Below are 22,532 nucleotides of genomic sequence, written 5' to 3'. Positions count from 1 at the left end.
CTTCGATGCGCCAAAATCATCGCCGACTTTTACTGCGAGCTCCGTGGCAGTGTTCAGGCCCTGGAGAACGCAGGCCAGTCGGATTAAACGGGCATCCTAGCCCGCTTCAAATAACGCCATGGCCTCGACATGCGCGGTCTGCGGAAACATGTCGAGGATCCCGGCACGCTTTAGCCGGTAGCCTTGCTTGACCAACTCAACCGTGTCCCGCGCCAGCGTGGCTGGGTTGCAGGACACATACACCAGGCGCTTGGCCCCCAAGGCGGCAAGTTTGCGCACAACCTCCAGGGCACCATCGCGGGGTGGGTCCAAGAGTACCGCAGAAAAGCCCTGTTTGGCCCATTCTGCGTCGGTCAAAGGCTGGGACAAATCGGCCTGAAAAAACTGTGCGTTATGCAAATGGTTGCTGACGGCATTGAGGGCCGCACGGTCCACCATGGCCTGTACGCCCTCCACCGCCACCACTTCGCGTACGTGGCGAGCCAGTGGCAGGGCAAAGTTGCCCAGGCCGCAAAACAGGTCCAGTACCCGTTCGTCGGCTTGTGGCGCCAGCCATTGCAGCGCTTGGGCGACCATCGCCTGATTGACCCCGGCGTTGACCTGCACAAAGTCGCCCGGACGGTACGCCAGCTCCAGATCCCACGCCTCCAAACGGAAGCCCAGGGCCTGACCCGGCTCGACGGGCTCCGGCTGCCCTTCCCCGTGCAGCCACAATTGGGCGTCATGGAAGGTGCAGAATTCCTTGAGGATCTGCAGGTCAGTCTCGGACAACGGCGCCATATGCCGCAGCAACACGGCGATGGACGAGCCGCTGAACAACTCGACATGCCCCAACCCCTGCGGTTTGCTCAAGCGACGCAGCATCGTTGGCAAACGCTGCATGATCGGTTGCAAGGCCTGTACCAGCACCGGGCAATCATCGATAGCGACGATGTCCTGACTGGCCACGGCGCGAAAACCCACTTCGAGTTTCTTCGCCTTGGCGTCCCAACGTACGGCCACGCGGGCGCGGCGCCGATAACCGAACTCCGGCCCGCTCAACGGCGCTGCCCACTCCTGTGGCTCGACACCGGCCACCCGGGACAATTGCTCGGCAAGCATGCGCTGTTTCAGGGCAAGTTGTTCTTCATGGGGCAGGTGCTGCACGCTGCAACCGCCGCAGCGGCCAACATGGGCGCAGGGTGCCGGGCGACGCAACTCGCTGGCCTGGAACACCCGCTCGGTGCGCGCCTCGACCACTTTGCCATGGGCGCCCAACACCCGTGCTTCCACCTCTTCTCCGGCCAACGCACCGTTCACAAACCAGGTGCGGCCTTCAAAGAACACGATGCCCCGGCCATCATTGGCCAGGCGCTCAATGGTCAGGCGCTGTTTCTTGCCCACGGGTATCTGTGGGGCCCGGCTGCCGCCCGTCGGTTGGAAGCGCAGGCCTCTCTCGTGCTTGGCCATCAGTTGGGTTCGTCGAAAATGCCGGTCGACAGGTAACGGTCGCCTCGGTCACAGATGATCGCGACGATCACCGCGTTTTCCACTTCTTTGGACAAGCGCAACATACCGGCCACGGCGCCACCGGAGGACACGCCGCAGAAGATGCCCTCTTCACGGGCCAGGCGGCGCGTGGTGTCTTCGGCTTCGCGCTGGGCCATGTCGATGATGCGGTCTACCCGCGTGGCGTTGTAGATCTTCGGCAAATACTCTTCGGGCCAACGACGAATACCCGGGATGGCCGCGCCTTCCATCGGTTGCAGGCCGACGATCTGGATCGCCGGGTTCTGCTCCTTGAGGTAGCGCGAGTTGCCCATGATGGTACCGGTGGTGCCCATGGAGCTGACGAAGTGAGTGATGGTGCCCTGGGTCTGGCGCCAGATCTCCGGGCCGGTGCTGGTGTAGTGCGCCTCGGGGTTGTCGCCATTGGCGAACTGATCGAGCACCACGCCACGGCCTTCGGCGGCCATGCGCTCGGCAAGATCACGGGCGCCTTCCATGCCTTCTTCCTGGGTCACCAGGATCAGCTGGGCGCCATAGGCGGTCATCGCCGCCTTGCGCTCGGCGCTGCCGTTGTCGGGCATGATCAGCACCATCTTGTAACCCTTGATCGCTGCGGCCATGGCAAGGGCGATCCCGGTGTTACCCGAGGTGGCTTCGATCAGGGTGTCGCCGGGTTTGATCTGCCCACGCAACTCGGCGCGGGCGATCATCGACAGCGCCGGGCGGTCTTTGACCGAGCCGGCCGGGTTGTTGCCCTCGAGTTTGAGCAACAGGGTATTGCTGGTTTCACCCGCCATGCGTTGCAAGCGGACCAGGGGCGTGTTGCCGACACAATCGGCGATTGTTGGGTACTGCAAGGTCATGGCGTATTCGCAATCCAGACTGCGGGGCGCACATCATACCGGGAAAGGCCGGCGGGCCATATCACGCAAAGTGTGGTGCTTATGGCTTAAAGGCATAAGCCGGGTTTATGTCGGGTCGCCATGGTTGCGCTGGAATACTTCATCGCCCATCGCAGCAATCTGCCCTTCGATCAGCGCTTCAAAGGGTTTGAGCAGTGGCTCGAACGACGTCGGCGCTTCCAATACCTGCAACGCTTGCGTGATCGCTTCGACCGTCGACAAGGCGCCAGGCCCCGGCGCCTTGCGCAAGCGATAGCGGGAAACGCTGCCTTCGGCCAATGTCACCCGGGGCAATGCCGCCAGCAAAGGGTTGAGGTGCAGCAGTTTGCGCGCCTTGCGCCAGGTGCCATCGGGAACCACCAACAGCAGTGGCTGATCGTCAGGTGCGTAGGCGTGCAGCGGCTCGGCATCATCCGCCGGAAACAACAGGCGTGGCCGATAGCCAGGCGGGTTCAATAGCGTCGCAAGGTCATCAAACACCTCCCCCACCACCAACTGCGCGTTGTTCAGGCCCAACGCTGCCAACCGTGCAGTATTGAGCGCATGGCCGACCTCGCTCGGGTGCTGCAACACCAACACACGAGTGCGGCTGTCAAGGTGGGGGATCAGCGCACAAAGGCAGTGCGTGGTCGGGCGCAGGCAGCGCGGGCAATGGGGTCGGGACATGGTGTTTTCAGGCCTGGTTGAGCTGGGTCTTGAGCAAATCGCGGAAGGTCTGGATCAGTGGCTCGCGGCTGCGGCCACGGCGCATGATCAGCGAAAACGGCGCCTGGTAGCCGAAAGTCGCCGGCAGCAAAACGCGCAGATCGCCCTTGTCAGCCCAGGCCTGGGCGTAGTGTTCGGGCAGGTAGCCAATATAAGCGCCCGACAGCACCAGAATCAGTTGCGCCTCCATACTTTCCACCGTGGCAGCGCTGTGCTTGAAGCCGTGGCGCGCCAGCTCGGCCTGGCTCCAGTAACCTCGCCCGACCATGCGTTGCTGGGTGATCACTTGTTCCGGGATGCGCCGCTCGTTGAACAATGGGTGCCGGGTGCTGCAATACAACCAGTGCTGTTCGCGGTACAGCGGCATGTAGACCAGCCCGCTCATGCGGTTGGAAAACGCACCGATGGCCAGGTCAAGGCGGTTGTCCTGCACCCCCAGTTGCAATTCGTAGGGGCTCATCACCGACAGGTGCAAATGCACTGCCGGGTGCTCCAAGCTGTAGGCGCCAATCACTTCGGCGAACGGCAAGGCCTTGTCGCTGACGGTGGAGTCGAGCACTCCGAGCTTGAGGGTGCCGCGCAATTCGCCTTTCAACGCGGCGGCGTACTGCTCGAAACCTTCGAGTTCGCCCAACAGGCGCAGGGTTTCCTGATGAAACAGCTCGCCCTTGCTGGTCAGGCTGAAGCCGCCACGGCCACGATGGCACAGCACCAGGCCCAAGGCTGACTCGAGTTGGCTCATGTAGGTGCTGATGGCCGACGTCGACAGGTTGAGTTCGTGCTGGGCGTTGGCAAACCCTTGGTGGCGCACGACGCTGACGAAGATGCGCAGGAGTTTCAGGTCGGGCAAGGCGTTGGCCATGGGGGCTCCAATGAAGCGTGACGCAGAGCATCACAGGATGCATCCCCACGCAGAGCGTGGGAACGATCAACTGTAGGAGCGAGCTTGCTCGCGAAAAACCTGAGGACGCCGCGTACATTCTGGGGCTGCGCATCATCGTTGACGTTTTTCGCGAGCAAGCTCGCTCCTACAGGGATCAGGGAGTTTAACTCAGGCTTTAGTTTAGAAAAATCTGAACTAAGTATTTGCCTCTGCCGATTCTTCCTAAGCCAGGCTTTTCGCAGAATCGGCCATCAATAAACAAAACAACGATGAGGCAATCCCGTGGACAAGATTTTCCACCAACCACTGGGCGGCAACGAAATGCCGCGCTTCGCCGGCATCGCCACCATGATGCGTCTTCCCCACCTGCAAACCGCCAAGGGCCTGGATGCCGCCTTCGTCGGCGTGCCTCTGGATATCGGCACCTCGCTGCGCGCCGGTACACGCTTTGGCCCTAGGGAAATCCGCGCCGAGTCGGTGATGATCCGTCCCTACAACATGGCCACCGGCGCCGCACCCTTCGACTCACTGTCGGTGGCCGATATCGGCGACGTGGCGATCAATACCTTTAACCTGCTCGACGCGGTGCGGATCATCGAAGAGGCCTACGACGAGATCCTCGAGCACGACGCCATCCCCCTGACCCTGGGTGGCGACCACACCATCACCCTGCCGATCCTGCGGGCGATCCACAAAAAACATGGCAAGGTCGGGCTGGTGCACATCGATGCCCACGCCGACGTCAACGACCATATGTTCGGCGAGAAAATTGCCCACGGCACCACCTTCCGCCGCGCCGTGGAAGAAGGCTTGCTCGATTGCGACCGCGTGGTGCAGATCGGCCTGCGCGCCCAGGGGTATACCGCCGAAGACTTCAACTGGAGCCGCAAGCAAGGCTTCCGCGTGGTCCAGGCCGAAGAATGCTGGCATCACTCCCTCGCGCCGCTGATGGCCGAAGTGCGAGAAAAAGTCGGCGGCGGCCCGGTGTACCTGAGCTTCGACATCGACGGCATCGACCCCGCCTGGGCTCCCGGCACCGGCACCCCGGAAATCGGCGGGCTGACCACCATCCAGGCCATCGAAATCATCCGTGGCTGCCAGGGCCTGGATCTGATTGGTTGCGACTTGGTAGAAGTGTCGCCGCCCTATGACACCACCGGCAATACCTCGCTGCTGGGCGCCAACTTGCTGTACGAAATGCTCTGCGTACTGCCTGGCGTCGCGCATCGCTGACACAGCATCTTCACATTAACAACCCAGGGGATCTAACAGGTCCCCACAACGATGTACCTGACTTTCGCTCGCGTATTTACCGAGCCAGCTGCCGCCTGATCGCCCATAAAAAATATAATCGGAGAACCGCCGTCATGGCTTTGGATTTATTCGTCGTACTCATCTACGCCGCCGGCATGCTGGTGCTCGGCTACTACGGCATGCGTCGCGCCAAGACCCACGAAGACTACCTGGTCGCCGGCCGCAACCTCGGCCCATCGCTGTACATGGGCACCATGGCCGCCACGGTGCTGGGCGGTGCCTCCACCGTCGGCACCGTGCGCCTGGGGTATGTGCATGGTATTTCGGGTTTCTGGCTGTGCGCCGCGCTCGGCGCGGGCATCATTGCCCTGAACCTGTTCCTGGCCAAGCCCCTGTTGAAGCTGAAAATCTTCACCGTCACCCAGGTCCTGGAAAAACGCTACAACCCCATGGCCCGCCAGGCCAGCGCGGTGATCATGCTGGCCTATGCGCTGATGATCGGCGTGACCTCGATCCTGGCCATCGGCACCGTGCTGCAAGTGCTGTTCGACCTGCCGTTCTGGATGTCGGTACTGGTGGGCGGTGGCGTGGTGGTGGTGTATTCGACCATCGGTGGCATGTGGTCGCTGACCCTCACCGATATCGTGCAATTCGTGATCAAGACCGTCGGCCTGATGTTCATACTGTTGCCGATCTGCCTGTACCGCGTCGGTGGCTGGGATGAACTGGTGGCCAAACTGCCGGCGTCGAGTTTCAGCTTCACCGCGATCGGCTGGGACACGATCATCACCTACTTCATGATCTACTTCTTCGGCATCTTGATCGGCCAGGATATCTGGCAACGGGTCTTCACCGCCCGTGACGAAAAGGTCGCCCAGTACGCAGGCACTTTCGCCGGCTTCTATTGCATCCTGTACGGCCTGGCCTGTGCGCTGATCGGCATGGCTGCCCATGTGCTGATCCCGGACCTGGACAACGTCAACAATGCCTTCGCCGCGATCGTCAAAGCTTCGCTGCCGGACGGCATTCGCGGCCTGGTCATCGCCGCCGCGCTGGCCGCCATGATGTCCACCGCCAGCGCCGGCCTGCTCGCCGCCTCCACCGTATTGACCGAAGACCTGCTGCCCCGCCTGCGCGGCGGCAAGGCGTCGAGCCTGCGCATCAACCGCCTGTTCACCCTGTTGACCGGCATTGCCGTGCTGGGTATCGCATTGGTGGTGAACGATGTGATCAGCGCCCTGACCCTGGCCTATAACCTGTTAGTGGGCGGTATGTTGGTGCCCTTGATCGGCGCGATCTTCTGGAAGCGCGCGACCACCTCGGGCGCAATCACGTCCATGAGCCTGGGCTTTGTGACCGCGCTGGTATTTATGTTCAAGGATGGGTTGGATGCAAATACGCCGATCTACTACAGCCTGGCGGTGGCGCTGGTGAGCTTTGTACTGGTGAGTTTGCTGTCGCGTCGGCCGGCCAAGGTGGCGGCTGCGGTGGTTTGAGCTATAACAGGGACGGGGATATTTTCTTCAGCGGGCGCGACGTCGGAGGTCGCGCCCGTTTTTTTTCGCCTGGTGCGAAACAACTGTGGGAGCGGGCTTGCTCGCGAAAGCGGTGTGTCATTCAACCTTATTTTGGCTGATACACCCTATTCGCGAGCAAGCCCGCTCCCACATTTTTTAGACCGCGTGATTAGCGGCGACGTGGCCGACGTTGCTCGTCATCCGTGCGAATCGGCACCGGTTGCAGCGGAGGCTCGATCAAGCCCAATGCAACGCCGAGGTCGTGGAGCCAGTTTTGGATTTTCTCTTTCATGATTGCCCCCTTTGAGGGTAGTGCTGGCCGGCGTGAGTTCTGTCGCCGTTTCCTACAGTGATAGTAGCCCTAAGTCCTAGGTAATGCTTGAAGGAAACCACAACGAACTATTACTGAATTGATCCGAATCCTGACGGATCGTTCAAGCAATGGCACGTGTGTCTTGCACGCATCGCGGGTTGCCGTCTTGCTGCAGGTCGATCCATGCATTGAGGTTAGCGCCGAGCATGCCCTTTCGCCACATCAGCCAGGTGGTCGCAGTGGCAAAAGGCCCAGTCAGCGGATGAACGGACACGCTGTCCTTGCCGGGCAGGCTTGCGAGCATGGACTCAGACATCAACGCCACGCCGGAACCTGCGATCACGCAGGCGAGCATGCCTTGGTAGGACTCGATCTCGATCGCCCGCCCCATCGCCACACGCTCATGGGAAAACCAGGTTTCCAGGCGCGTGCGGTAGGCGCAACTGCGCCGGAACGTGAACACTGCACGGCCCGCCACATCCTGGGGGCCACGCACCGGCGGATGATCGGCCTCGCAAATCAGCACCAGGCGCTCTTCGCACAGCGGTACGCCATCCAGGGTGGCGATGGTCAGCGGGCCGTCGACGAAGGCTGCGTCCAGGCGCCCGGTAATCAGCCCTTCCAGCAACTCCCCGCTGGGCGCCGACTGCACCTGCAGATTCACCATGGGGTAAGTCTTGTGATAGCGCGCCAGCAGCTTCGGCAAATGAACCGCGGCGGTGCTGTACATGCTGCCCAATACGAAATCACCAGCCGGTTGCCCGCCTTGTACGGCGCCGTGGGCTTCATCGTGCAGCGCCAGCAGGCGGGTGCTGTAGTCCAGTAGTACCTTGCCTGCCGGAGAAAGCTGCAAACGCTGGCGCTCGCGCACGAACAGATCGACACCCAGTTGCTCTTCCATTTGTTTAAGCCGGGTCGACAGATTTGAGGGAACGCGGTGCAGGCGCTCAGCGGCGCGGGTGATGGAGCCCTCTTCCGCCACGGCCTGGAAAATGCGCAATTGACTGAACTCCATTACTTTCTCCAAAACTGAACAAGTTACTCACTATTATTCAATTTTACAGAAAGTCAATCCGTCTTAGCCTGCAAGCCATTCGCTTCTTTGCAGGAAACCTGACCATGTCCCCGCTGATTCGTTTACTCGCCAGCTTCGTCGCCCTGATGATGGCCATGGGCATTGGCCGCTTCGCCCTGACTCCGCAAATGCCGCATTTGCTCAGTGAAGGCCAGATCGACCTGACCGGCGCCGGCCTGATCGCAGCCGCCAATTACCTGGGCTATTTTGTCGGCGCGGTGGACTCGATCTTTGCCCGCAGCCATCAGCATGTGCGCGGGCGCCTCTACGGCGGGCTGTGGTTGTGCGTATTGCTGACCCTGGCGTCCTACTGGGCTAACGGGTTCTGGCCGCATTTGTTGCTGCGTTTCGGCACCGGGGTCGCCAGTGCCTGGGCCCTGGTGATGATTACCAGCCTGAGCCAGCCACTGGCGATTGCCGCCGGCCGCCCGCGCCTGGGTGCGCTGGTGTTTGCTGGGCCGGGGTTGGGGATTGTGCTGACGGGGCTGCTGGCGCTGGTGTCGGACCTATCGGGGCAAAACTCTGCCGCGCTGTGGTTGATCTACGGGACGGTGGCGCTGGTGATGTTGCTGGCGATCCTGCCGTTTCTACCCAAGCCGACCCTCACCGTGACACAGCCCACCAGCGCGGGGAGCAACGGCAGCATCGCGCACTTGTGCTGTATCTATTTCTTGTACGGCCTGGGCTACATCATCCCGGCGACCTTTCTGTCGCAGATGGCCAGCGCACAATTCCACGGCGCCTGGCAGGCCGACTTGTTCTGGCCCTGCTTTGGCCTGGCGGCCGCGCTGGGAGTGGGGGTAGCCAGCCTGCGCCGCAAGCACCCGAACACCACCCGTCGCTGGCTGATGGCGACTTTATGGCTGCAAGCGGCAGGGGTGTTCGCCTGCCTGTTCGGCAATGGCTGGGGCTTGGCGTTGGGCGTTTTACTGTGCGGTGCGCCATTTCTGGCCTGCATGCAGTTGGTGATGGCGCGATTAAGGGAGGTCGCGCCCCATGGCTACCAACGCAGCACGGGGTTGCTGACCGCCAGCTTCGCCGTCGGCCAATTGAGCGGCCCCCTGTTGGCATCGGTCAGCAGCCATCTCAGTGGCGGCCTGCAACCGGCGTTGGTCGTTGCCGGTACCGGGTTGTTATTAGCCGGTTCAGTACTGATCAACCGCCCTCTACCGCCACAGCCGATTTGCACACAAGTGGCCAACAGTGCAGCAAATGGCGGTTAGGCACGTGCCCCACGCCATGTCCATCAGCGCCAACCCAGCGGACCAGCCTTGAAGCGTGGCCCAGTTGCTCAGGTCATAGGTGCCGTAGGCCACCAGGCCAAGCAAGGCGCCCAAACGCGCAGCGCGCTGCCAACTGGCGCTGGGCACGATAACCAGCACTACGCAACCGAGGACATACAGGAGATAGAACAATACGGCAGGCAACAGGCGTGGCTGATCAAGCATCAGCGCGCCAAGCAGGGATTTGTAGGTGGGCCCCATGAGCACACCGAGCCAAAGGCCGTCGAGGACCAGGAAGGCGAGCAAGGTACCGAGGTAGGCATACAACGACTTTCTTGACATGAGCAAGCCCTACTGTGAAGGCAAGCTTGTTGTGGCGAGCAAGCTTGCTTGCGTTGGGGTGCGAAGCGCCCCCAAAAAAGCTTGCGACTGCTACGCAGTCGAGCGGGAGCAAGCTCCCTCGCCACAACAAGCTCGCTCCTACAGGAGAGCGAAGCGTACTCAGCTTAGTTCAATGCGATCCGCATGAATCACGATCTGGCCCTGCTTGTAGAGCGCACCAATGGCCTTCTTGAAGTTGCCCTTGCTCACGCCGAACAAGTTACTGATCACCGCCGGGTCGCTTTTGTCGCTGACCGGCAGGCTGCCATTGTTGTCGCGCAACTTGGCGAGGATCTTCGAGTTCAGGCTGGAGGCCGCTTCCTGGCCCACCGGCTGCAGGCTCAGGCTGATGTTGCCATCGGCGCGGATCTCTTTGATAAAGCCCTTCTCTTCCTTGCCCGGGCGCAGGAACTTGAACACTTCGTTCTTGTGGATCAAGCCCCAGTGCTTGTTGTTGATGATCGCCTTGAAGCCCATGTCGGTGGCTTCGGCCACCAGCAGGTCGACTTCCTGGCCCACCTGGTAGTTGGCTGGCGTCTTGTCCAGGTAACGGTCAAGGCGAGCGGTGGCGGTGATGCGCTTGGTGTGCTTGTCGAGGTAGACGTGCACCACGCAATACTCACCTGCGGTCAGCTGGCGTTTTTCTTCCGAATACGGCAGCAGCAGATCCTTGGGCAAACCCCAATCAAGGAATACGCCAATGCTGTTGACTTCCACAACTTTCAAACTGGCGAATTCACCGACTTGAACTTTGGGTTTTTCGGTGGTGGCGATAAGTTTGTCATCGCTGTCCAGATAAATGAAAACGTTGAGCCAGTCTTCATCTTCACTGGGAATATCTTTAGGGATATACCGATTAGGCAAGAGGATTTCCCCATCTTGCGCACCATCGAGGTACAAACCAAAGTTAGTGTGCTTGACCACTTGCAAGCTGTTGTAGCGCCCGACTAAAGCCATTTCCAATACCCTCATTGCGTGGGCGGCATTCTACCCGAGTTGGGCCCTGCACGCGCGCGCGCCTGAAAAATCGCGGGCTGGCATGGCGTTCCAATGGCAGCGCCCCACTCGTCTGATCGTTCGGTTCACTTTGAGCAGGCCATCAGCGGGCCACCCGGCCTGTGGTTTCCAGCTAAAACAGTAAGTTAGCGCTTTATTTCGGCGTTGAACTTCGGCTATTTCCAGCGCTGGATATTAATCCTGAGGGATATTTGCCAAGCAATTGTCAAGTATTTCCTGTACGATGCCTGGCCAAGTTAATTTTCTACAGGTTAGTGGCCGCCATGCGTGTAAAAGCATCCAACAGCAAAGCAAAGCCAGCTCCCGCCGTTGAAACCAGCGAATCGATCAACAGCCAGATTGCTGCGTTCCTCAAGTCCGGCGGCGAAATCCAGCAAATTGCCAAGGGCGTGAGCGGCCAGACTTTCGGCCCGTCCAAGCAGATCAGCCTGGGCAAGAAGTAATAGTCATACCCGCGCACTGCATCTGGTCCCTAAGCGTCTTGCCTTCGAGGCGCTAGGACTAGAGTTGCCACCCCCTCCCGACACCCTCAATACGCAGCTAATCGACGAACGGGCCTCAATGCCTGGCATTCGCCGGTATCCTTGCACACGTCTAGCACGGGCATCTGCCTGAATCTTTCCGTTACTGCTCCTCGCTTTTCATGGAGTGAAGCATGCTTAAACGCTGTATTTTCGTGGTCAGCATCCTGGTCGCCAGCCCTTTGGCCGAAGCGCATATCTTCCAGCGCGAATTGGGTGACTTCGACCTGAAATTAGGTACAACCCCCAGCCGCACCATGGCCCAGGGCCTTGTCAAGCCGACCGCCCCTGGCAGCGACTCGTTCCACGGAGGCCTGGACCTTACCCACGACAGCGGCCTGTATTTCGGCCAGTTTTCCCCGAACATGGGCCTGTCGTCGGCCAATAACCTTGAAGTCGACTCCTACATGGGCTTCAAGCGTCCGTTCGACCAGACCCTGGGCTATGAAGTCGGCTTGATCCACTACAGCTACCCCAAGCTCAGCCCCCTCGACAGCCAAGAGTTCTACGGCGGGCTGAACCTGTTGGGCAATCGCTTTGGCGTGTCTTTCAGCAACGACCCCGACCGCCAGGACAGCACCCTGTTTGCAGACCTGGGCGGCACCCAGCCTTTCGGCATCGGCGTCAGCATGAAGTACACCACCCATCAACTGGGCACACCGGTCTCGGTAGAGAACGGCGCCATCAGCAGTTTCAGCGATTGGTCGGTACAGTTTTCCCGGGCCTGGAAAGGCATTGACCTGGACCTGATCTACAGCGGCTCCAGCCTCAGCGGCAGTGACTGCTCGGCCTACTCCGGACACAATTCGCAATGTGATGGGCTGTTGACCTTGAAGGCCGCGCGGTCGTTTTATTGATGGGCTGAACTGTCGCACCCCGCGCAGGTTCACATGCATTAACGCCCTCCATGCAAGGACCTGCCCATGTTGCGCCGGCTCAAACTCCTGATGGTACTGCTGACCCTGAGCCTGATGCTCGCCGGCTGCAATCGCGTGGGCCTGGCCTACCGTAACCTCGACGTGATCATCCCCTGGACCCTCAACGACTACCTGGACATGAATGCCGGGCAAAAGAGCTGGTTCAACGACACCCTCAAGGAACACCTGGCCTGGCACTGCACCACGCAATTGCCTGGCTACCTGGACTGGCTCGACCGCCTGCAACAGATGGTCGACAGCAACCAGGTCACCGACGCCGCGTTGCAAACCCGTACAGTCGAAGCCAAACAGGCAATTGCCGAGATTGCGCGGGAAATCACGCCCTCAGCCGTGCAATTGCTGCAAGGCCTGGACGATCAGCAGGTCAAGGACATGAGCGATGCCCTGGCCAAGGACCTGCGCAAACGCCAGGACGAATACCTCAAGCCACCACTGGCTCAACAAATCAAGGAACGCGCCGAGCGTATGAGCAAGCGCCTGGACGCCTGGATCGGCCCGTTGAGCCCAGGCCAGCAAAACCGCGTCACGGCCTGGTCGGCCGAGTTGGGCGCGCAAAACCAAGCGTGGATCGGCAACCGCGCCCATTGGCAGGCGCAATTTATCGAGGCGCTGCAACAACGCCACAATGCCGATTTCCCGCAGAAAATCCAGCAACTGCTGGTGGATCGCGAAAGCCTGTGGACCCCGCAATACCGCGCCGCCTACGCACAGACCGAAGCCGCCGCGCGCAGTTTGCTCGTGGACGTGATGGCCCAAAGCTCCCCAGCGCAGCGCCTGAAACTCACCCAGAAAATCGACAAGGTCCGCAGCGACTTCCAGGCGCTTAAATGCCTGAAAAGCGCACAGTCTTGATGGATGCTTGCGGTCAGAACCATAGGCGCACGCCAACCACCCAGTGCAGTTGGTTAACGTCTTCGCCTTCGTCCCGTGCGTATTGCGCGGTCTGGCCATAAGTGCGGTTCCAGCTGAGCCCGACATAAGGCGCAAACTCGCGGCGAACTTCGTAGCGCAAACGCAAGCCCAGCTCACTTTCCGCCAAGCCCGAACCAACGCCGCGTTGCGGATCGTTCTGCGCATAAAAATTGAGTTCGGCGGTGGGCTGCAGGATCAGGCGATTGGTGAGCAGAATGTCGTAGTCACCCTCAAGACGTGCGGCGGTATGCCCCGATTCGCCGACAAACAACGTGGCTTCGGCCTCGAAGTTGTAGAGCGCCATGCCTTGTAGGCCAAAGGCCGCCCAGCTCTGGCTGGCACCGGGCTTGAAGTCCTGGCGCACGCCGCCGACCACATCCCACCAAGGGCTGATTGCGTGCCCCCATAACGCTTGGGCTTCGGCACTTTCAGTGCGGCCGGCGCTGCGTTCGCCTTCACTGCGTAGCCACAACCGGTCGATGTCACCGCCGACCCAACCCTTGATGTCCCAACTCTGCGCGTTGCCGTCGCCGCCCTGCCATTCCAACTGGTTGACCAGCAGCATCGAGTTGACGCCGCTGTCATGTACCTGATGCCCTCCCGGCGCGTTGTAGACCGCTGCGCGGTCTGCGTCGGTCAGCGCCGGAATCGGCGTACGGCTTTGCGTCAACGCTGGCGTCGCCGGGCTCATGCCCTGAAATTCATCCTCGGCCGCCAACGCCCATGGGGCGAACCCCAGCGTGGCGAAAGCGATGCAAAGGGACGAGACGCAACGGTTCATGCTCGCTTCCTTATTCATGCACGCGCACCTCGCGGAACATGCCCATTTCCATGTGGTACAGCAGGTGGCAGTGATAGGCCCAGCGCCCCAAGGCATCGGCGGTGACGCGGTAACTGCGACGGGAGCCCGGTGGCATGTCGATGGTGTGTTTGCGCACCAGGAACTGGCCGTTTTCGTCCTCCAGGTCGCTCCATAAGCCATGCAGGTGAATCGGGTGGGCCATCATGGTGTCGTTGACCAGCACCACCCGCACGCGCTCGCCATAAGTCAGTTGCAAGGACTCGGCATCGGAAAACTTCACGCCGTTGAACGACCAGGCGAACTTTTCCATATGCCCGGTGAGATGCAATTCGACGGTGCGCGAGGGGGCGCGGCCATCGGGGTCTTCAAAGGTACTGCGCAGGTCGGCATAGGTGAGCACCCGGCGGCCATTGTTGCGCAGGCCGATTCCAGGGTCGTCCAGCTTGGGCACCGGGTTCATCGCCTGCATGTCTACCAGCGGGTTGTTCTGCTCGCTGGCGGGGTGTTTCTGCATCGCCATCGCGCCCATGGCACTGTGATCCATGCCTTCCATGCCCGGCATATCGGCCATCGCGCCGTGGTCCATGCCGCCCATGCCCATGTCCTCCATGGTCAGCCACGGGCGCGGATCAAGCAGTGGAACTGGGGCGGTCGCTCCCATCTGCCGGGCGAGGGTGCCACGGGCATAGCCTGTGCGGTCCATGGACTGGGCAAACAGGGTATAGGCCTCTGCCACAGGCTCGACCAGCACATCGTAGGTTTCCGCCACGGCGATACGGAACTCGTCGACGCTTACCGGCTTTACCGGCTGACCATCCGCGGCGATGACAGTCATCTTCAACCCTGGAATGCGCACATCAAAATAGGTCATCGCCGAGCCATTGATAAAGCGCAGGCGAATCGTTTCCCCCGCCTTGAACACTCCGGTCCAGTTCTGCCCAGGCGGCTGGCCGTTGAGCAAGTAGGTGTAGGTCTCGCCGCTGACGTCCGCAAGGTCGGTGGGGTTCATCTTCATTTGCGCCCACATCAGCCGGTCGGCAGCCGTGGCCGACCAGCCCTGCTTACCCACATCCCGGATAAAATCGCCCGCGGTGGGTTTGTGCAGGTTGTAGTAATCGGACTGCTTCTTGAGGGTCTTCATCAGGGCGACGGGGTCTTCATCGGTCCAGTCCGACAGCATCACCACGTAATCGCGCTGGTAGATATACGGCTCGGGTTCCTTGGGGTCGATGACCAGCGGGCCATACACGCCCTGCTGTTCCTGAAGCCCTGAATGGCTGTGATACCAGTAAGTGCCGTGCTGTTTGACCTTGAACTGGTAGACGTAAAGGCCGCCCGGTTCGATGCCCTTGAAGCTCAGGCCGGGCACGCCGTCCATGCTCGATGGCAACAGGATGCCGTGCCAGTGGATCGAGGAGGGCTCCCCGAGGCGGTTTTTCACGCGCAGGGTCACGGTGTCGCCTTCGCGCCAGCGTAACAGCGGGCCGGGCAGGCTGCCGTTGACGGTCAACGCTGTGCGCGCACGGCCGGTCAGGTTGACGGGGGTCTGGTCAATAAACAGGTCAAATTCGCTGCCGGCGAGTACCGTGGGCTGGCCGGGGCTGGTCAGTGCCCACACGGGCGGGCGCCAAAGCCCGAGCCCGCCTAGCAGGCCGCCTGCGGCCAGGCCTTTGACGAATGTGCGTCTGGAGGTTGTGGAGTGCATGCCGATTCAAGTCCGTGAGTTGAATGGCAGCAGATTAGGCGTCGCCGGCTGTCAGCAACCTTAGCGGCAGATTACCGATTCGACAGGTTCACCCGGCACCCTCAGGGGCGCCGGGGCATAAGAGGATCAGGCGATCTGGGCTTTGGAGGCCACTTCAGCGAACGTTGCCGGATCAAGCGCATCCGCCTGCTCATCCAACACCTGACGTGGATGATCATTGCCCGGGATCGAGCTGTCGATCAGCGCCAGCAATTGCGCACCCAGCGCCGTCAGAATGAAATTCTCGCCATTGCCGCCCTCTTCTTCAGGCCGCGACTCGATAAAGCCACGCTTGAACAGCAGCGCCTCGTAATCGGCAGCGGTCTTCTTGAGTGCGTCCAGGTTGCCAGTGTCCTCGCCGGCCGTCGCCTTCTCGGCCGCTTCTTGTTCGGCGTATTTGCGCGGGGCAAAGCTGCCCTCGCCGTTCTGCACTTCATGCAGCAGACGTTCGATCAGATCCCAATTGTAAGTCGTCATCCTGATTCCTCCTGCAGGCCGATGGAGTTAGCCCGTCTTAGGGAGTGACACGTTCCGGCACGGGCCGTTCAACCAAACGGACGGGCGTCATTTCTCTGAACTTTCCCTAGGTTCGCCGCCTCAACTGCACATCACTGCCAAGGAAGTCCGACCATGAAAACCTTGATGAAGCTGACCCTCGCCGCCACGCTGTTGAGCACCCTGCCCGCCTGGGCCTGCACGCCTGAGGAGGCCACGGCCAAGCGCGAGGAGCTGGCCAAGGAAGTGACCAAGCTCACCGAGCAGAGCCCGAACAAGGCCAAGGAGATGAATGACGAGTTGCAGAAGATGGACCTGGATACTGAAAGCGCCAAGTTTCCCGACAAGTGCCAGTTGATCGATGCGCGGCTCAAGGAGCTCAGAGAGGCTGCGGGGAAGCATTGAGCACAACGCGACGCAGAGCGTCTCTGGAGGCATTCCCACGCAGAGCGTGGGAACGATCATGGCGAAAAAAAACCGGACATTGTCCGGTTTTTTTAGGCCCGCCTGCTTATTCGGCAGCCGGAGCTTCTGGCTTGCGGCGCTTGAGCGGGGCCATGCCGTCCTTGCTGACGAGCGACAGGTTGTCGGTCTTCGGCCGGTTGGCGATCTTGCGCTTGGTCGGCGACTTGGCGCCGGTTTTCTTCTTGTCGCCCTTGGCGTCGGTCTTTTTCTTCTTCACGCCAACGGCCTTGCCCGACGCCTTGACCTTCTTCGGCCCGGTGTACGTGCCTTTGACTTCCTTGATGGTGCGGCGCTCGAAGGACTGCTTCAGGTAGCGTTCGATGCTCGACATCAGGTTCCAGTCGCCGTGGCAGATCAGCGAGATAGCCAGGCCATCGTTGCCGGCCCGTCCGGTACGGCCGATACGGTGCACGTATTCGTCGCCGCTGCGGGGCATGTCGAAGTTGATCACCAGGTCCAGGCCGTCCACGTCGAGGCCGCGTGCGGCAACATCGGTGGCCACCAGGATCTTCACGCCGCCCGCCTTGAGACGGTCGATGGCCAGCTTGCGATCCTTCTGGTCTTTCTCGCCGTGCAGTACGAACGCCTTGTATTCCTGCGCAACCAGGCGCCCGTAGATACGGTCGGCGGCGGCACGGGTGTTGGTGAACACGATGGCCTTCTGGTAGGTCTCGTTGGCCAGCAACCAGTTCAGGATCTGTTCTTTATGCACGTTATGGTCAGCGGTAACGATCTGCTGACGCGTGGTGGCGTTCAGGTCGCTGACGTTGTTGACCTGCAAGTGCTCAGGGTTGTTCAGCACCTTGGCGACCATATCGCGCAGGGTCGAACCACCGGTGGTGGCGGAGAACAGCATGGTCTGCTGGCGGTTGACGCACTCGCCGACCAGACGTTGCACATCATCGGCAAAGCCCATGTCGAGCATGCGGTCGGCTTCGTCGAGCACCAGCACTTCGACTTCCTTGAGATCAAGGTTGCCAGCGTTGAGTTGCTCGATCATGCGCCCTGGGGTGCCGATCAGGATGTCCGGCACCTTGCGCAGCATCGCGGCCTGGACCTTGAAGTCTTCGCCACCGGTGATGATGCCGGACTTGATGAAGGTGAACTGCGAAAAGCGTTCGACTTCCTTCAGGGTTTGCTGGGCCAGCTCGCGGGTCGGCAGCAGGATCAGGGTCTTGATGCTGACGCGCACCTTGGCCGGGCCGATCAGGCGGTTAAGTACCGGCAGGACGAAAGCGGCGGTCTTGCCGCTGCCGGTTTGCGCCGTCACCCGCAGGTCACGCCCTTGCAGCGCGAGCGGGATGGCCGCTGCTTGCACAGGCGTAGGCTCGACAAATTTAAGCTCGGCCACGGCTTTAAGCAGGCGTTCGTGCAGGGCGAATTGGGAAAACACGGGTGCTACCTCGAAGAAATACAAATATCAGCTGCATAGGTTACCGGTTTCGGGCGCCCAAACCGAGTTTCTTTACGCGAACGGGGCTAATCAGCTGCTTTTTTGTCAGCGATTTTGTCCAGAGCGTCAACTTTGTTGCACTTAAATGCTCTAATCGCCCCGTGTTGTCTTACAGAAGAATCGGTTCACGCATGGATATCAAACAGCTCTGGCTCAACGTCCAAGACCTTTGGGGCGCCCTCGATGAACACCCGGTCCTGCATTCCAGCCTCGGTTTGCTGGTGTTGCTGGTGGTGGCATTGGTGGTGGGACGGGTCGCCCGTTACCTCATCCTGCACGCGGTCAAATTGCTCGGCCGGCAGCCGGCCCTGCACTGGCTGAACGACCTGCGGCATAACAAAGTCTTCCATCGCCTGGCGCAGATGACGCCATCGCTGGTGGTCCAGTTCGGCCTGTACCTGGTGCCGGACCTGAGCAAGACCGCCATTCTGTTTATCGGCAACGTCGCCCTGGCGATCACCATTCTGTTCATGGTTTTGGCCATGAGTGCCCTGCTCAACGCGCTGCTGGATATCTACGCACGCACCGAACACGCACGCACCCGCTCGATCAAGGGCTATGTGCAACTGGCGAAAATGGTGCTGTTCGTGTTCGGCGCGATCATCATCGTCGCCACCCTGATCGACCGCTCGCCGCTGTTGCTGCTGTCGGGCCTGGGTGCGATGTCGGCGGTGATTCTGTTGGTGTACAAGGACACGCTGCTGTCGTTCGTCGCCAGTGTGCAATTGACCAGCAACGACATGCTGCGCGTCGGTGACTGGATCGAAATGCCCCAGGTGGGTGCCGATGGCGATGTGGTGGACATCACCCTGCACACGGTGAAGGTGCAGAACTTCGACAAGACCATCGTTTCCATCCCCACCTGGCGCCTGATGTCCGAGTCGTTCAAGAACTGGCGTGGCATGCAGGCCTCCGGTGGGCGCCGTATCAAGCGCAGCCTGTACATCGACGCCAGCGGCGTACGCTTCCTGAACGACGAGGAAGAAGTGCGCATGACCCAGGTGCACTTGCTCAGCGGCTATATCAGCCGCAAGCAGGCCGAACTCAAGGCCTGGAACGAGGCTCAGGGCCACAGCGCGCAACTGTCGGCCAACCGTCGGCGCATGACCAACCTCGGCACCTTCCGCGCCTACGCCCTGGCGTACCTGCAAAGCCACCCGGACATCCAGCCCAACATGACTTGCATGGTGCGCCAGATGCAAACCACCGCCCAGGGCGTGCCGCTGGAGATCTACTGCTTTACCCGCACCACGGCGTGGGGCGATTACGAGCGGATCCAGGGCGATATCTTCGATTATCTATTGGCAGTGTTGCCGGAGTTCGGGCTGAGCCTGTATCAGCAGCCGAGCGGCAACGACCTGCGCGCCGGCGTGCTGCCGGCATTGGCCGGGGCCACGCAGGTACCCATCGCCGAAACGGCATGAGTGATGCAAACGGGATTACGGCAGTGACGCCGTAATCTCCTTGCGGCAAACCTCAAGCACTTCATCGGCCAGTGCGGAATCATCCGGGCACGCCCGCGACAACATGATTGCGCCGATGGCATGGGCCATGCTGTCGAGCATTTTCGCGCGCACGCCTTCTTGTGGCGTCTCATGAGCTGCGTTGTACTTTGCTTCCAGGGCCTGCAGGGTATTTTCCAAACCGTCGGCAAAGGTCGCCTTCAGCGTGTCCGATTGACGGGCGGCATCGGCACACAACGCCGCCAATGTGCATCCGCCGCCGCGATGGTCGCGGTGCTGCCTGGACAGGTAAACCTCGAAAAACTGCTCCACCTCCATCTCCGCGCTGTCGGCCAGTGACTGCGCCAGACTGTTAGCGGCTGCTTCCGCCATCAAGTCCGCCTTGGAACCGAAGTGCTTGTAAAAGCCGCCTTGGGTAAAACCGGCCGCAGCCATCAACTCGGCCACGCCCACCCCATCGAAACCCCGCTCGCGGAACAGCTCCGAAGCTGTCGCGACGATATGGGCCCGATTGCTCTGTGACTGCGCCTTGGTGATCTTCATGTCTGTGGTCCTGACAGCGTGCGAGATAGGCATATTACTATGATGTCGATCATAATCAAAACCGTTGACAGCTTTGATTATGATCGACATCATAAAACCTTCTCGCACTCACAGAGCATCACACCATGAGTACTTCCAACACCGTTCTGATCACTGGCGCTTCGACCGGCATTGGCGCCGCCTACGCCGAACGCTTTGCCGCACGCGGCCACGACCTCGTACTGGTCGCCCGTGACATCACGCGCCTGGAAGCGCTCGCCGCCAGGTTGCGTGAGCACCACGCCGTCAGCGTTGATATCCTCCCCGCCGACTTGACCCAGACCGCTGACCTGGCAGCAGTTGAAGCGCGCCTGCGTGATGACGCCAGCATTGGCACCCTGGTCAACAATGCCGGCGCCGCGCAGTCCGGCGGTTTTATCGAGCAGTCCACCGACAGCGTCGCGCAGTTGGTCGCCCTCAACACCACTGCACTGGTGCGCCTGGCCAGTGCCATCGCCCCGCGCCTGGCGGCAGTCGGCAACGGCGCTATCATCAACATTGGCTCGGTAGTGGGCCTGGCCCCGGAATTCGGCATGACGGTGTACGGCGCGACCAAGGCGTTCGTGCTGTTCCTGTCCCAAGGCATGAGCCTGGAACTGGCGCCCAAAGGCGTGTACGTGCAAGCCGTGCTGCCCGCTGCCACGCGTACCGAGATCTGGGAGCGTGCGGGCATTGATATCAACACCCTCACGGACGTGATGGAAGTGGGTGATCTGGTGGATGCGGCGCTGGTCGGTTTCGACCGCCGCGAGCCGGTGACCATTCCGCCGTTGCAGGACGGCGCCCGTTGGGACGCGTTGCAGGCTGCGCGGCAAGGCTTGCTGGCGCAGATCAAGCAGTCCCAGGTTGCCGAGCGTTACCTGGCCAACGCCTGATCAACCGGTAGCAGGCGTGCTCCGCGCCTGCCCTTCTCACCGAAGCAACGAGCGTTGAACCATGAAGGCATTTTCCATCGAACGGTACGGCAAGCAGCCCGGCCGCCTCATCGAGGCCCCCGCGCCTGTTGTGGGTGAACATGACGTGCTGGTTCAGGTGCGGGCCAGCAGCGTCAATGTGCTGGATGCAAAGATCGCCAAGGGCGAATTCAAACTGATCCTGCCCTATGCATTGCCGTTGACACTGGGCAACGACCTGGCCGGCGTGGTGCTCAGCGTCGGCGCTGCGGTACGACGCTTCAAGCCGGGGGACGAAGTCTACGCTCGTCCGCCCCAGCAACGTATCGGCACCTTCGCCGAGCGGATTGCCGTGCACGAAGACGCACTGGCGCGCAAACCCGACAACATCACCATGGAGCAAGCCGCGTCCCTGCCCCTGGTCGCGCTCACGGCGTGGCAGGTGCTGGTGGAAACCGCGAAGCTGAAGAAAGGCCAGAAGGTGTTCATTCATGCGGGCTCAGGCGGGGTGGGCAGTATCGCCATCCAGCTGGCCAAGCATTTGGGCGCTTTTGTCGCCACCACCACCAGCACCGCCAATGTGGAGTGGGTCAAGGCGTTGGGCGCGGATGTAGTGATCGACTACAAACAGCAAGCCTTCGAGGCCGTGCTGCGGGATTACGATGTGGTGCTGAACAGCCTGGGCCCGGATGCGCTGGCCAAGTCACTGAAGATTCTCAAGCCCGGCGGTCAGCTCATCTCCATCTCCGGGCCGCCGACACCCGCCTTCGCCCGCGCCCAGAACCTGCCCTGGTTATTGGGCCTGGTCATGGGTGTGTTGAGCAGCGGTATCCGCAGGAAAGCACGCAAGCAAGGCGTGAGCTATGAGTTTGTCTTCATGCGTGCCAGTGGCGCACAACTGGATGAAATCACCGCGCTGGTCGAGTCCGGCAGTATCCGGCCGGTTATCGACCGTACCTTTCCGTTCGAATTCACAGCGGCGGCCCTGGACTATGTCGAACAAGGCCGCGCCAAAGGCAAGGTGGTGATCACGATGGGGACGATACCGCCCGACGCACACCCAGCCGGCTGATCCACACCGCCCCCAGAATCACCAGACCGCCCAGGGCCAAACGGCCCAGCGGTTCGTGCTGGTTCCAGATCAGCAGGTTCAGCAGCAACCCCACCGGCACATGCAGGTTGTTCATCACCGCCAGGGTGCCGCCATTGACCAGGCAGGCGCCCTTGTTCCACCAGTACATGCCCAGCGCAGTGCTGACCAACCCGAGGAACACCAGCACACCCCATTGCAGCGGCGCTTGCGGCAGGAAGTCAGCCTTGCCGAACAGCAGGAACGCCGGCAACACCACCAACAAGGCGCCCAGGTAGAAATAACCGAAACGCCGGAAGTGCGGCTGGTCACTGGGATAACGCGCCACCAGGTGCTTGTACATGACTTGCCCGGCGGCGTAGGTGAAATTGGCCAATTGCAGCAGCAAGAACCCCATCAGGAAATGCGGGGTGATC

At 61.0% G+C, this 22,532-nt stretch carries 24 protein-coding genes and 1 pseudogene; 10 read left to right on the top strand and 15 right to left on the bottom strand.

Annotated elements, in window-relative coordinates:
• Positions 1 to 96: 96 nt before the first annotated feature.
• The 5 genes and pseudogenes from rlmD to GIV26_RS25710 all read right to left on the bottom strand — a co-directional run.
• Positions 97 to 1,449, bottom strand: coding sequence for a 23S rRNA (uracil(1939)-C(5))-methyltransferase RlmD (gene rlmD / locus GIV26_RS25730; protein ID WP_236282737.1), 1,353 nt, complete (start codon positions 1,447 to 1,449; stop codon positions 97 to 99).
• Positions 1,449 to 2,351, bottom strand: a complete 903-nt coding sequence (gene cysM / locus GIV26_RS25725; RefSeq protein ID WP_003193080.1) for a cysteine synthase CysM — start codon at positions 2,349 to 2,351, stop codon at positions 1,449 to 1,451. Before cysM ends, rlmD begins: the two co-directional genes overlap by 1 nt.
• A gap of 105 nt (positions 2,352 to 2,456) precedes the next feature.
• Entirely contained in the window at positions 2,457 to 3,056 is a 600-nt protein-coding gene (locus GIV26_RS25720; protein ID WP_198862228.1) for a tRNA-uridine aminocarboxypropyltransferase, read from the bottom strand.
• A gap of 7 nt (positions 3,057 to 3,063) precedes the next feature.
• On the bottom strand, positions 3,064 to 3,957 hold the full coding sequence (locus tag GIV26_RS25715; RefSeq protein ID WP_034128316.1) for a LysR family transcriptional regulator: 894 nt from the start codon (positions 3,955 to 3,957) through the stop codon (positions 3,064 to 3,066).
• Between the two features lie 68 nt (positions 3,958 to 4,025).
• A pseudogene (locus tag GIV26_RS25710) lies at positions 4,026 to 4,136 on the bottom strand (outer membrane lipoprotein carrier protein LolA); the annotation flags it as partial.
• A gap of 124 nt (positions 4,137 to 4,260) precedes the next feature.
• On the opposite strand from GIV26_RS25710, the gene speB reads away from it, so the two are divergent.
• Positions 4,261 to 5,211: an agmatinase gene (gene speB, locus GIV26_RS25705; RefSeq protein ID WP_034128315.1), complete on the top strand. Its 951-nt coding sequence runs from the start codon at positions 4,261 to 4,263 to the stop codon at positions 5,209 to 5,211.
• A gap of 134 nt (positions 5,212 to 5,345) precedes the next feature.
• Positions 5,346 to 6,728, top strand: a complete 1,383-nt coding sequence (locus GIV26_RS25700; protein WP_054897827.1) for a sodium:solute symporter — start codon at positions 5,346 to 5,348, stop codon at positions 6,726 to 6,728.
• A 190-nt stretch (positions 6,729 to 6,918) separates the two neighbouring features.
• Here GIV26_RS25700 and GIV26_RS27180 read toward each other — a convergent pair whose 3' ends face one another.
• A complete protein-coding gene (locus GIV26_RS27180; RefSeq protein ID WP_003193089.1) occupies positions 6,919 to 7,041 on the bottom strand; it encodes a PA1414 family protein in 123 nt (40 codons plus the stop codon).
• A gap of 142 nt (positions 7,042 to 7,183) precedes the next feature.
• Positions 7,184 to 8,077: a putrescine utilization regulator PtrR gene (ptrR, locus tag GIV26_RS25695; protein WP_069557109.1), complete on the bottom strand. Its 894-nt coding sequence runs from the start codon at positions 8,075 to 8,077 to the stop codon at positions 7,184 to 7,186.
• A gap of 104 nt (positions 8,078 to 8,181) precedes the next feature.
• Here ptrR and GIV26_RS25690 point away from each other — a divergent pair, with 104 nt between their 5' ends.
• Entirely contained in the window at positions 8,182 to 9,360 is a 1,179-nt protein-coding gene (locus GIV26_RS25690) for an MFS transporter (protein WP_236282735.1), read from the top strand.
• On the opposite strand, the gene GIV26_RS25685 is transcribed toward GIV26_RS25690, so the two are convergent.
• A complete protein-coding gene (locus GIV26_RS25685; protein WP_060765451.1) occupies positions 9,304 to 9,702 on the bottom strand; it encodes a DUF2177 family protein in 399 nt (132 codons plus the stop codon). The two genes, GIV26_RS25690 and GIV26_RS25685, sit on opposite strands and share 57 nt — an antisense overlap.
• A gap of 159 nt (positions 9,703 to 9,861) precedes the next feature.
• Complete coding sequence (locus GIV26_RS25680) at positions 9,862 to 10,698, bottom strand: CvfB family protein (RefSeq protein WP_236282733.1); 837 nt, start codon at positions 10,696 to 10,698, stop codon at positions 9,862 to 9,864.
• 323 nt (positions 10,699 to 11,021) lie between these two features.
• On the opposite strand from GIV26_RS25680, the gene GIV26_RS25675 reads away from it, so the two are divergent.
• From GIV26_RS25675 to GIV26_RS25665, 3 genes are all read left to right on the top strand, one after another.
• A complete protein-coding gene (locus GIV26_RS25675; RefSeq protein WP_003193095.1) occupies positions 11,022 to 11,201 on the top strand; it encodes a hypothetical protein in 180 nt (59 codons plus the stop codon).
• 212 nt (positions 11,202 to 11,413) lie between these two features.
• Positions 11,414 to 12,136, top strand: a complete 723-nt coding sequence (locus GIV26_RS25670; protein ID WP_057976196.1) for a TorF family putative porin — start codon at positions 11,414 to 11,416, stop codon at positions 12,134 to 12,136.
• A 66-nt stretch (positions 12,137 to 12,202) separates the two neighbouring features.
• Positions 12,203 to 13,069 (top strand): DUF6279 family lipoprotein, encoded by an 867-nt coding sequence (locus GIV26_RS25665; protein WP_236282731.1) that lies wholly within the window; start codon positions 12,203 to 12,205, stop codon positions 13,067 to 13,069.
• 13 nt (positions 13,070 to 13,082) lie between these two features.
• On the opposite strand, the gene GIV26_RS25660 is transcribed toward GIV26_RS25665, so the two are convergent.
• The 3 genes from GIV26_RS25660 to GIV26_RS25650 form a co-directional block, all read right to left on the bottom strand.
• On the bottom strand, positions 13,083 to 13,910 hold the full coding sequence (locus tag GIV26_RS25660) for a copper resistance protein B (protein WP_236282729.1): 828 nt from the start codon (positions 13,908 to 13,910) through the stop codon (positions 13,083 to 13,085).
• Positions 13,911 to 13,920: 10 nt separating this feature from the next.
• Positions 13,921 to 15,636, bottom strand: a complete 1,716-nt coding sequence (locus tag GIV26_RS25655; protein ID WP_236282727.1) for a copper resistance system multicopper oxidase — start codon at positions 15,634 to 15,636, stop codon at positions 13,921 to 13,923.
• 126 nt (positions 15,637 to 15,762) lie between these two features.
• Positions 15,763 to 16,152, bottom strand: coding sequence for a hypothetical protein (locus GIV26_RS25650; protein WP_014719416.1), 390 nt, complete (start codon positions 16,150 to 16,152; stop codon positions 15,763 to 15,765).
• Positions 16,153 to 16,305: 153 nt separating this feature from the next.
• Between GIV26_RS25650 and GIV26_RS25645 the strand changes: the two genes are divergently transcribed.
• Positions 16,306 to 16,575, top strand: a complete 270-nt coding sequence (locus tag GIV26_RS25645) for a hypothetical protein (protein WP_096143519.1) — start codon at positions 16,306 to 16,308, stop codon at positions 16,573 to 16,575.
• Between the two features lie 106 nt (positions 16,576 to 16,681).
• Here the strand turns inward: GIV26_RS25645 and GIV26_RS25640 are convergent, their stop codons facing one another.
• A complete protein-coding gene (locus GIV26_RS25640; RefSeq protein WP_003193110.1) occupies positions 16,682 to 18,028 on the bottom strand; it encodes a DEAD/DEAH box helicase in 1,347 nt (448 codons plus the stop codon).
• Between the two features lie 191 nt (positions 18,029 to 18,219).
• On the opposite strand from GIV26_RS25640, the gene GIV26_RS25635 reads away from it, so the two are divergent.
• Positions 18,220 to 19,512 (top strand): mechanosensitive ion channel family protein, encoded by a 1,293-nt coding sequence (locus tag GIV26_RS25635; RefSeq protein ID WP_054920228.1) that lies wholly within the window; start codon positions 18,220 to 18,222, stop codon positions 19,510 to 19,512.
• 15 nt (positions 19,513 to 19,527) lie between these two features.
• Here GIV26_RS25635 and GIV26_RS25630 read toward each other — a convergent pair whose 3' ends face one another.
• Entirely contained in the window at positions 19,528 to 20,094 is a 567-nt protein-coding gene (locus GIV26_RS25630; protein WP_034128300.1) for a TetR/AcrR family transcriptional regulator, read from the bottom strand.
• Between the two features lie 125 nt (positions 20,095 to 20,219).
• On the opposite strand from GIV26_RS25630, the gene GIV26_RS25625 reads away from it, so the two are divergent.
• The gene (locus GIV26_RS25625; protein WP_057976206.1) at positions 20,220 to 21,008 is read left to right on the top strand and encodes an SDR family NAD(P)-dependent oxidoreductase; all 789 of its coding nucleotides are present in this window, start codon (positions 20,220 to 20,222) and stop codon (positions 21,006 to 21,008) included.
• A 61-nt stretch (positions 21,009 to 21,069) separates the two neighbouring features.
• Positions 21,070 to 22,098, top strand: a complete 1,029-nt coding sequence (locus tag GIV26_RS25620; protein WP_236282725.1) for an NADP-dependent oxidoreductase — start codon at positions 21,070 to 21,072, stop codon at positions 22,096 to 22,098.
• On the opposite strand, the gene GIV26_RS25615 is transcribed toward GIV26_RS25620, so the two are convergent.
• Positions 22,055 to 22,532: EamA family transporter (locus GIV26_RS25615; protein ID WP_236282722.1), on the bottom strand; the 478-nt coding region annotated here is incomplete at its 5' end. The genes GIV26_RS25620 and GIV26_RS25615 overlap by 44 nt on opposite strands.

Source organism: Pseudomonas sp. PA-1-3F (assembly GCF_021609665.1).
GTDB classification, from domain to species: Bacteria; Pseudomonadota; Gammaproteobacteria; order Pseudomonadales; family Pseudomonadaceae; genus Aquipseudomonas; species Aquipseudomonas paracarnis.
This window is presented reverse-complemented; position numbering and strand designations above follow the sequence as displayed.

Coding starts and splice junctions, on each gene's coding strand:
- GIV26_RS25715 (WP_034128316.1), bottom strand. CDS start 3,957: ATGGCCAACGCCTTGCCCGACCTGAAACTCCTGCGCATCTTCGTCAGC.
- GIV26_RS25700 (WP_054897827.1), top strand. CDS start 5,346: ATGGCTTTGGATTTATTCGTCGTACTCATCTACGCCGCCGGCATGCTG.
- GIV26_RS25685 (WP_060765451.1), bottom strand. CDS start 9,702: ATGTCAAGAAAGTCGTTGTATGCCTACCTCGGTACCTTGCTCGCCTTC.
- GIV26_RS25655 (WP_236282727.1), bottom strand. CDS start 15,636: ATGCACTCCACAACCTCCAGACGCACATTCGTCAAAGGCCTGGCCGCA.
- cysM (WP_003193080.1), bottom strand. CDS start 2,351: ATGACCTTGCAGTACCCAACAATCGCCGATTGTGTCGGCAACACGCCC.
- GIV26_RS25620 (WP_236282725.1), top strand. CDS start 21,070: ATGAAGGCATTTTCCATCGAACGGTACGGCAAGCAGCCCGGCCGCCTC.
- GIV26_RS25630 (WP_034128300.1), bottom strand. CDS start 20,094: ATGAAGATCACCAAGGCGCAGTCACAGAGCAATCGGGCCCATATCGTC.
- ptrR (WP_069557109.1), bottom strand. CDS start 8,077: ATGGAGTTCAGTCAATTGCGCATTTTCCAGGCCGTGGCGGAAGAGGGC.
- GIV26_RS25670 (WP_057976196.1), top strand. CDS start 11,414: ATGCTTAAACGCTGTATTTTCGTGGTCAGCATCCTGGTCGCCAGCCCT.
- GIV26_RS25680 (WP_236282733.1), bottom strand. CDS start 10,698: ATGGCTTTAGTCGGGCGCTACAACAGCTTGCAAGTGGTCAAGCACACT.
- GIV26_RS25665 (WP_236282731.1), top strand. CDS start 12,203: ATGTTGCGCCGGCTCAAACTCCTGATGGTACTGCTGACCCTGAGCCTG.
- GIV26_RS25635 (WP_054920228.1), top strand. CDS start 18,220: ATGGATATCAAACAGCTCTGGCTCAACGTCCAAGACCTTTGGGGCGCC.
- GIV26_RS27180 (WP_003193089.1), bottom strand. CDS start 7,041: ATGAAAGAGAAAATCCAAAACTGGCTCCACGACCTCGGCGTTGCATTG.
- GIV26_RS25660 (WP_236282729.1), bottom strand. CDS start 13,910: ATGAACCGTTGCGTCTCGTCCCTTTGCATCGCTTTCGCCACGCTGGGG.
- GIV26_RS25625 (WP_057976206.1), top strand. CDS start 20,220: ATGAGTACTTCCAACACCGTTCTGATCACTGGCGCTTCGACCGGCATT.
- GIV26_RS25675 (WP_003193095.1), top strand. CDS start 11,022: ATGCGTGTAAAAGCATCCAACAGCAAAGCAAAGCCAGCTCCCGCCGTT.
- GIV26_RS25650 (WP_014719416.1), bottom strand. CDS start 16,152: ATGACGACTTACAATTGGGATCTGATCGAACGTCTGCTGCATGAAGTG.
- GIV26_RS25645 (WP_096143519.1), top strand. CDS start 16,306: ATGAAAACCTTGATGAAGCTGACCCTCGCCGCCACGCTGTTGAGCACC.
- GIV26_RS25690 (WP_236282735.1), top strand. CDS start 8,182: ATGTCCCCGCTGATTCGTTTACTCGCCAGCTTCGTCGCCCTGATGATG.
- rlmD (WP_236282737.1), bottom strand. CDS start 1,449: ATGGCCAAGCACGAGAGAGGCCTGCGCTTCCAACCGACGGGCGGCAGC.
- GIV26_RS25720 (WP_198862228.1), bottom strand. CDS start 3,056: ATGTCCCGACCCCATTGCCCGCGCTGCCTGCGCCCGACCACGCACTGC.